Origin of the sequence: Streptomyces sp. BR123, assembly GCF_013401435.1 — a bacterium.
In the GTDB taxonomy this organism is placed as follows: Bacteria; Actinomycetota; Actinomycetes; order Streptomycetales; family Streptomycetaceae; genus Streptomyces.
Map to the genome: position 1 here is coordinate 1 of NZ_JACBGN010000352.1, position 6,839 is coordinate 6,839.

General features: G+C 70.4%; 5 protein-coding genes and 1 pseudogene. 2 read left to right on the forward strand and 4 right to left on the reverse strand.

Features of this window, described 5'->3' with window-relative positions; all coding sequences use genetic code 11:
* The first annotated feature begins 22 nt into the window (after positions 1-22).
* Positions 23-460, forward strand: coding sequence for a hypothetical protein (locus tag HYE82_RS32290; protein WP_179177763.1), 438 nt, complete (start codon positions 23-25; stop codon positions 458-460).
* Between the two features lie 213 nt (positions 461-673).
* Here HYE82_RS32290 and HYE82_RS32295 read toward each other — a convergent pair.
* Positions 674-916: pseudogene (locus tag HYE82_RS32295) on the reverse strand (phosphotransferase family protein); the annotation flags it as partial.
* Positions 917-957: 41 nt separating this feature from the next.
* Complete coding sequence (locus HYE82_RS32300; protein ID WP_179177764.1) at positions 958-2,091, reverse strand: hypothetical protein; 1,134 nt, start codon at positions 2,089-2,091, stop codon at positions 958-960.
* 225 nt (positions 2,092-2,316) lie between these two features.
* Here HYE82_RS32300 and HYE82_RS32305 point away from each other — a divergent pair, with 225 nt between their 5' ends.
* Positions 2,317-2,544 (forward strand): hypothetical protein, encoded by a 228-nt coding sequence (locus tag HYE82_RS32305; protein ID WP_179177765.1) that lies wholly within the window; start codon positions 2,317-2,319, stop codon positions 2,542-2,544.
* 6 nt (positions 2,545-2,550) lie between these two features.
* On the opposite strand, the gene HYE82_RS32310 is transcribed toward HYE82_RS32305, so the two are convergent.
* Both HYE82_RS32310 and HYE82_RS32315 read right to left on the reverse strand, forming a co-directional pair.
* Positions 2,551-5,004 carry a DUF6185 family protein gene (locus tag HYE82_RS32310; RefSeq protein WP_179177766.1) on the reverse strand — a complete coding sequence of 818 codons (2,454 nt, stop codon included), beginning with the start codon at positions 5,002-5,004 and terminating at the stop codon, positions 2,551-2,553.
* Positions 5,005-5,397: 393 nt separating this feature from the next.
* Positions 5,398-6,570, reverse strand: coding sequence for an acyl-CoA dehydrogenase family protein (locus HYE82_RS32315; protein ID WP_179177767.1), 1,173 nt, complete (start codon positions 6,568-6,570; stop codon positions 5,398-5,400).
* Positions 6,571-6,839 lie beyond the last annotated feature (269 nt).

The following is a 6,839-nucleotide window of genomic DNA, read 5'->3' on the forward strand; positions in this document are numbered from 1 at the left end:
CCACCCAAGGGGGAGTACATCCATGCAGAACACCAAGCGCACCGGTCGTACGGAACCGGAGCCCCTGGATCCCGGCGCGGTCGACTACGCCGACGACGCCGATTGCCTCGACGACGGCGAGGGGTTCGAGATCCGCCACTCGATCTGCCCCGACTGCGGCCAGTCGATCGCCCTCGTCGCGGACGAGGAGTACCTGCCGGAGCACGCGCTCTGCCTGAGCCCGTGGAATCCGTTCGGGCTGACCGTGTGCGCGGGCACCGGCCGCCCGGCTGCCGACGCGCAGCCCGCCGTGGGCCCGGGCGCGGAGTCCCCGGAGCTGGAGGTCGTCATGCTGACGCTGCCTCAGGGCCTGGACTGGCGTACCCAGCCGTTCTCGCACGTGGGCGGTCCCGGCTCGCGTCCGGTCCGGCTCGGGGCTGCGGTTCCGCTGCAGCGGAGCCGGCACGCACAGGCCGCCTGATCGGGCGGGAGGGCCTGCCGCGGGGGCGCGGCGGGACGATGACCGGGCCCGGGCCGTTCGGCCCGGGCCGCAGCCGTGTCCAGGGGCGTGCGAGCGGCCCTCCCCGCGGCGTCGTTCGGTGGGGCCGCTCGTACGGTCACCAGTAGGCGCCGCGCACCATGGCGTCGAGGGTGGCGTGGTGCAGGATCAGCCGGTCGGGGTCGGCCGGGAGCCGGGGAAGACGGCGTGGGCGGCCGGGTCGGCGGCGAGGCGCAGGGTGCAGGCGCGGACCGGGGTGTCGGGGTGCTCGATGTCGAAGAGCAGGGTTTCGCTGGACATGCCGTTGGAGGCGGGGACGCGGACGCCGGACACGCGGGCGCCGGGGAGGCGGCCGTCGAGCCAGGCGGTCAGGCGCCGGGCGAGTTCTTCGGGCTCCCGGGTGGAGGTGCGGGGACGTGGTGCCGGTGCTGCTGCCATGACCGCCCTCTTGTCGTGTGCTGCCGTCGGCCGGCCGGCCGCTACGGGGCGACCGAGGCGTGGTCGGTGAAGCCGCTGGGGTCGTGGCGGCCGGAGCTGCCGTGTTCGAAGATGCCGTGGCCGGTCTGCCCGTCGAGGGTGAAGCGGGCCGAGTGGTCGGTGACGCCGTGGGGGGCCATGGGGTGTGCGGCCGGGTCGGAGAGGTCGAGGACGCGGCGGTCGGTCCAGCCGCGGCCCTGCCAGGTGCCGTGCTGCCAGTCGGCGGCGGGCGGGTAGCCGGCGCCGACGGCGAGCGGGGAGGAGCCGAGGATCTCGACACCGAGTTCGAGGGGTTTGCGGGCGGGGTCGGCGAGGTGGACGACGGCGCTCTCGGGGTGCCGGGTGCCGGGGCGGTAGCGGATGTCGGTGTGCGGCCAGCCGAGTTGGACGTCGGGGCGGCCGCTGCCCTCACGGAAGACCTGGACGGCTTCGTTGAGGGTGCGGCGGCCGTCGGCGTCCTCCTGGACGATGACCATGACGAACCGGTCCGGGAAGCGGACGGGGATCCAGAGCCAGTGGAAGCCCTCGGGCCGGTGCTCCTCGGCGGCCCGGCCGCCGTCCTCGCCGGGGATCGGGCGGACGCCCCAGCTGCGGTCGCGGGTGCCGGTCCAGGCGTCGGGGGTGAGGACGTGCTCCTCGCCCCGGGCGCGCAGGGTGCCGGTGACGTGGCCGGCCTGGACGAAGCGGCGGCCTTCGAGGACGAGCCGGTCGCCGCGCCGCTGGGTGTGGTGCGGTTCCCAGACGGCGGGGAACTCGGCGGTCCAGGCGAGGTCGAAGGAGAGGCCGTCGGGGTCGGCGGGGTCGGGGTCGCAGCGCAGGGCGATCCGCCGGAGGGGCTCCTCGACGGTGATGCGCAGCGGGCCGACGGCGAGGTTCATGCGGTCGTCGGTGAGAGCGTCCGAGGCGCGGACGGCGAGGAGCACGTCTCCGGTGCGGAGGGTGGCGTACGCGTCGATGACGCCGGTGTTGGGGTAGACGCCGAGGCCGGCGATCAGGACGGCCCGGCCGGCGTGGTCGAAGACGTGGAAGATGCAGCGGTCGTAGGCGTTGCGGTCGCCGGTGACGACGTGCTTCATCGACAGCGGTGCCTGGTGGATGGGGTACTCGTCCAGGGGGACGGGGCGGTCCGCGGGCATGGCGCAGCTCCAGGGGCACGGGGGCGGGGCGCGGTGCGGTCGAACGGAATTGACGGTACGTCAGAAACAGCACCGGCGCCTCCACTTCTGTCATTCCCTGACAGTCCGGCACGCCTCGACGCCCACCCCCGCGCACGCCGTGCAGGGCCGTACGGGGACACCTCGAACGGAAACCCGGGGGGCGGTTGCGGTTACCCGCCGGTCGGGCGGCGCGTTGGACCGGGCGTGACCGCACTCGACACGCCCGCACCGAGACCGGCCCGACGCCGCCGCCCGGCGCCGCACACCGCGGGAGAATCGGTTCAGCACCGGCAGTCCGACCCGCCGATCTACCGCGCGCTGCTGACCCTCTGGGCCGACGACGGCCGCACCCTGCCGGGCTACCGCGACCCGGAGTGGTCCCGCGTCGCAACGTCCCCGATCTGGCCGACGGGGCCCCTCTTCGAGAGCTGAAGCAGGCTACGGAGAAGGAGTCTGGCCGCCTTCCGTGAAAGTCTTCCAGATCGTGGCGAGCGCGAGCAGCTGCGCCAGGAAGAACGCCACCGAGGCGAAGCGCATCCGGTAGACGTACGCAACGAAACTCGCATGGGTCGGCCAGTAGCGCCGCTCGTCCTGGAAGGTCTGCAGGTCCATGACGAGACCCGTGCACGTCATCACCGACCCGAACGCGGCGATGGAGCCGACCGCCCAGGGTACGTACCCACCGAGGGCCTGGGCGATGACGAAGTCGGCGGCCGCCGGGACGGCAAACGCGAGCGCGACGAAAATGGCTTTCGTAGGCCCGTGACGGCCCGGCAGGTCACGCCACAATGCCCCGAGGAAAAATCCTCCGACGATCCAGGCGACCTGCCAGAGGAGAATCTCCTGCGTGATCCAGAGCAATCCCGCCGGGTCCAGAGTGTTCAGCACCCAGGATTCGTCTTTGACTGCGCTGATCCAGTACACCAGGCCTGTCACCGGTAGCCCGACGAGGCCCGCGTTGACAGCCCCCCTGCATGCGTTGCCCCACCACGTGGGCATGGGGCCACAGGCAAAGGGAAGATCGGCGGGCCTGACCCCCTGCGGCAACGACTGGTCCAGCCGGTCGATCTCGACCTCAATCGACTCCTGTACCGCCGAACGCTCCGCCGGGTCCACAGTGCCGAGATGGTGCAACCGCGCTTGGAGCTCCCGGAACCGGCGCGCCAGGCGCAGGACGTCGGCCCTCTCGGTCCGGGAAATCACCCTTCCCAGCGGTGCACTGTCGGCGACGGACTTCTCCAGTACAGAAGTGGAAGAGCCCACGGCAAGCACGCCCCAGGCCGCGCCCAGGCACAACAGCAGGGTGAGGGCGTAACCGGAGAAGCCGTAGAACAGCGTGTAGGGGGCGAGGGTGACGGCGAAGAGGACCACGAGGAGGAACTTCTCTGCCGAGCCCGGTGTGAACGCCTCCTTCTCGTACTGTTCAACCCGACAAACCCGCAACACCCCCAGCACGACCAGCGGCGCCAGGATGGAGACGAAGAACAGCATCGGCTCCAGTGCGTTTGCAGGGAAATTCCACCACCACTCATCGAAGGAAGATTCCCAGCTGGCCTCATAGTCGTGCCAGCGCGGATCGGCGAGCCAGCTGACCCGCTCCCAGTCGCGCTTGAAGGCAAGATAGCCCCACAGGACCGTCATCATCGCTGCCGCAACAGCGGCGCAGACCATCACCCACGCCGACAGTCGCGTCTCTCCCATCAGTAGGACCCGCTGCCCGCCGGCGATCAAACCCAGCCAGCACACTGCCGTCAGCGCGACGCAGGCCATGGCACCAGTCCAGTAGCCCAGAGGAGACAAAGTTTGGTCGGCCGTGGGCAGCAGCGTGAAGTCAAGAACCTCCGCCACGAAATACCACCCTGTCAGGGACACGATGAGCACGCACACACCTACGCGGTAGTGCTTCGACACGCCGCCGAACAGACACAGCACAAGACCAAGGAACGCCAGGGTGAACACCGCCACCGTCGGCTCGTAGTTGCCCTTCCAGTCCATCAGTCGGGCCAGAAGCCTGTATAGGTTGTCGCCGAGGTAGATGAGCAAGCCAAGGAGCATCAGCAGGATCGCCCACCACCGCATGACGTTGAGCGCTTTCGACTCCTGTGGCTTCGGTTTGCCGATCAGACTCCGCCTCAGCCGTCGGCCCGCGAGGAGCAGCAGTGCGCCCGCGGCAACGTACCAAAACGCTCCCGAGGCGCTGAAGGATCCCCACGTCTCCCATGCCTGCCACGTGTCATCCGTCGATGTGGTGATGAAGCTCCACTGCTGCACCGCGGGAGGGCGGAAAGTGACCGTGAGATGCTCGGCTGGTTGTTTGTGCATCCAGCTCAGCTTCGTTCCACCTTCGCCGAACCTCGGAGGGGGGCTGGCCGTCAGGGCTCCAAGTCCGCCCAGGCTGACATGCACGCTCTCCCAGGTCGCGCCCTCCAGAGTGGGGGAAGGCCGCAAGGCGAGGCGCCAGCCATCCTTCTCGACTGTCAGCGTCCAGGGGCCGAATGTGACGAGCTGTTCGTACTGGACCCAGTTGACGGCCTGGTAGTGGACCTTGACCCACTTACCGTCGGCCTTCGCGGTCACCGGCTTGAAGCGCCACTCATTGTCACGGAAGTCGTTCGGGTCCCTCAAGGGCTTGTCCACCAGGCACCTCAGTGCTGAACGATAGTCTGGCGAGTGGGTGTCCAGGAGCAGGTCGGAGGCGTGCGCCCACTCGGCGGGCACACCGACATCCAAGGTGCTGGTGAGCTTGCTGTAGTCGGAGCCCTGGTGTTTGATCTCTGCCAGCGCCGTGACCTTGGCCTTCTTGAGCTGATCGGCTCGACAATCGGTCGGCTCGGCCTCAGCCGCGCCGACCGTTCCCGTAGCGGAGAGTATGAGGCAGACCAGCAGCAGCACGCGCAGAAGACTCGGCAAGGAACAACCGGGGCGGATCACCGCCCCAGGATCCGCTCCGCACGACGCGTGCGACACTACCCACCGCATCGACGCGCGGGCAGGTCCACCCCGGCAGCCGAGGAGCGGAAGGACAGCGGGGCCGGGACAATGCGCTGGCCGGCCGTGCCTGGCGACGACGGGTGACGCCTCGCCTTCGACTCAGCCAGGGCACGACAGCTTCGGGCCCCATCGGAGGGCCTTCAAGCACGTCCGTGTGCAGTGCCCTGGGCGCTGACGTGCTCATCGGCCCGAGGGCGAGGCTGGGCTGCCCCCTCATGAACCTCGCCGTGCGGGCCGTGCACGCTGCCCGGGACCTGCCACAAGGCCCGGGCAGCGGAACCGGCAGAGGCCGTGTCAGCGGGTTTCGGGGCCGGCCAGGTGACGGGCGATGACCATGCGCTGGATCTGGTTGGTGCCCTCGACGATCTGCAGGACCTTGGCCTCGCGCATCAGGCGCTCCACCGGGAAGTCCTGGGTGTAGCCGTAGCCGCCGAGGACCTGGACCGCGTCCGTGGTGACGGCCATGGCGGTGTCCGTGCAGAACAGCTTGGCCATCGCCGCCTGGCGGGAGAACGGCTTGCCCGCGTCGCGCAGGCGCGCCGCGGCCAGGTACAGGGCCCGGCCCGCCTCGATGCGGGTCGCCATGTCGGCGAGCATGAACCGCAGGCCCTGGAAGTCGGCGATGGGACGGCCGAACTGCGTGCGGCCCTGAGCGTAGGCGAGGGCCTCGTCCAGGGCGGCCTGGGCCACACCGATGGCACAGGCGGCGATACCCAGGCGGCCGGCGTCCAGGGCGGCCAGCGCGATGGTGAAGCCCTGGCCCTCCTCGCCGATGCGCCGGGCGTCGGGGATGCGGACGCCGTCGAAGTGCAGCTGGGCGGTGGGCGAGCCCTTCATGCCCATCTTCTTCTCGGGGGCGGCTGCGGAGAGGCCATCGGCGTCACCGGGCACGAGGAAGGCGGTGATGCCCTTGGGGCCCTCGCCACCGGTGCGGGCGAGGACGGTGTAGAAGTCGGCGACCCCGCCGTGGGTGATCCAGGCCTTGGTGCCGCTGACGACCCAGTCGTCGCCGTCGCGGACGGCCTTGGTGGCGAGCGAGGCGGCGTCGGATCCGGCGGCCGGCTCGGAGAGGCAGTAGGCGCCGAGCAGTCCGCCGCCGAGCATGGCGGGCAGGTGGGCGGCCCGCTGCTCCTTGGTGCCGTAGCCGGCCAGGCCGTGGCAGGCGAGGGAGTGGACGCTCACGCCGAGGCCGACGGTCAGGCGGGCCGCGGCGAGCTCCTCCAGGACCTGGAGGTAGACCTCGTAGGGCTGCTCACCGCCGCCGTACTCGCTGTCGTACGGCAGACCGAGCAGGCCCGATTCCGACAACAGGGTGAAAACCTCGCGCGGGAAGTGCCCGGACTCCTCCTCTTCGGCGGCTCGGGGGCTAATCTCCCGCTGGATGATCTCTCGTACGAGCGCGAGGAGGTCCCGGGACTCCTCGGTGGGCAGCTGACGGTCCACCGGCTGCGGGGCGCGGTCGGTCATGGCGGCGCTCTCCTCCCTCGTGGGCACGGCGGCGGCGCGTGAGGTGTGGGACGCGCCGCCGGGTAACGGTGCTCTTACAGCCGATACTGCCCGCCCGGATCACGGAAGGGGCAGTTCAGCGGCTGCGGCGGCACGAGTATGCCCGATCAGGAGCTTCTCGTCACCGGGCAAGATCACCGGGAAAATCGCAGGCGGGGGGCGGTTGCGGACACTCCGGGACGAACCCTCGGCGGCCGTCGGCGTTACGGGGGAGGCGGGGGGTTCTGATC

Excerpts from the sequence above, each read along its gene's own strand:
- HYE82_RS32290 (WP_179177763.1), top strand. The coding sequence starts at position 23 with ATGCAGAACACCAAGCGCACCGGTCGTACGGAACCGGAGCCCCTGGAT.
- HYE82_RS32300 (WP_179177764.1), bottom strand. The coding sequence starts at position 2,091 with ATGCCCGCGGACCGCCCCGTCCCCCTGGACGAGTACCCCATCCACCAG.
- HYE82_RS32315 (WP_179177767.1), bottom strand. The coding sequence starts at position 6,570 with ATGACCGACCGCGCCCCGCAGCCGGTGGACCGTCAGCTGCCCACCGAG.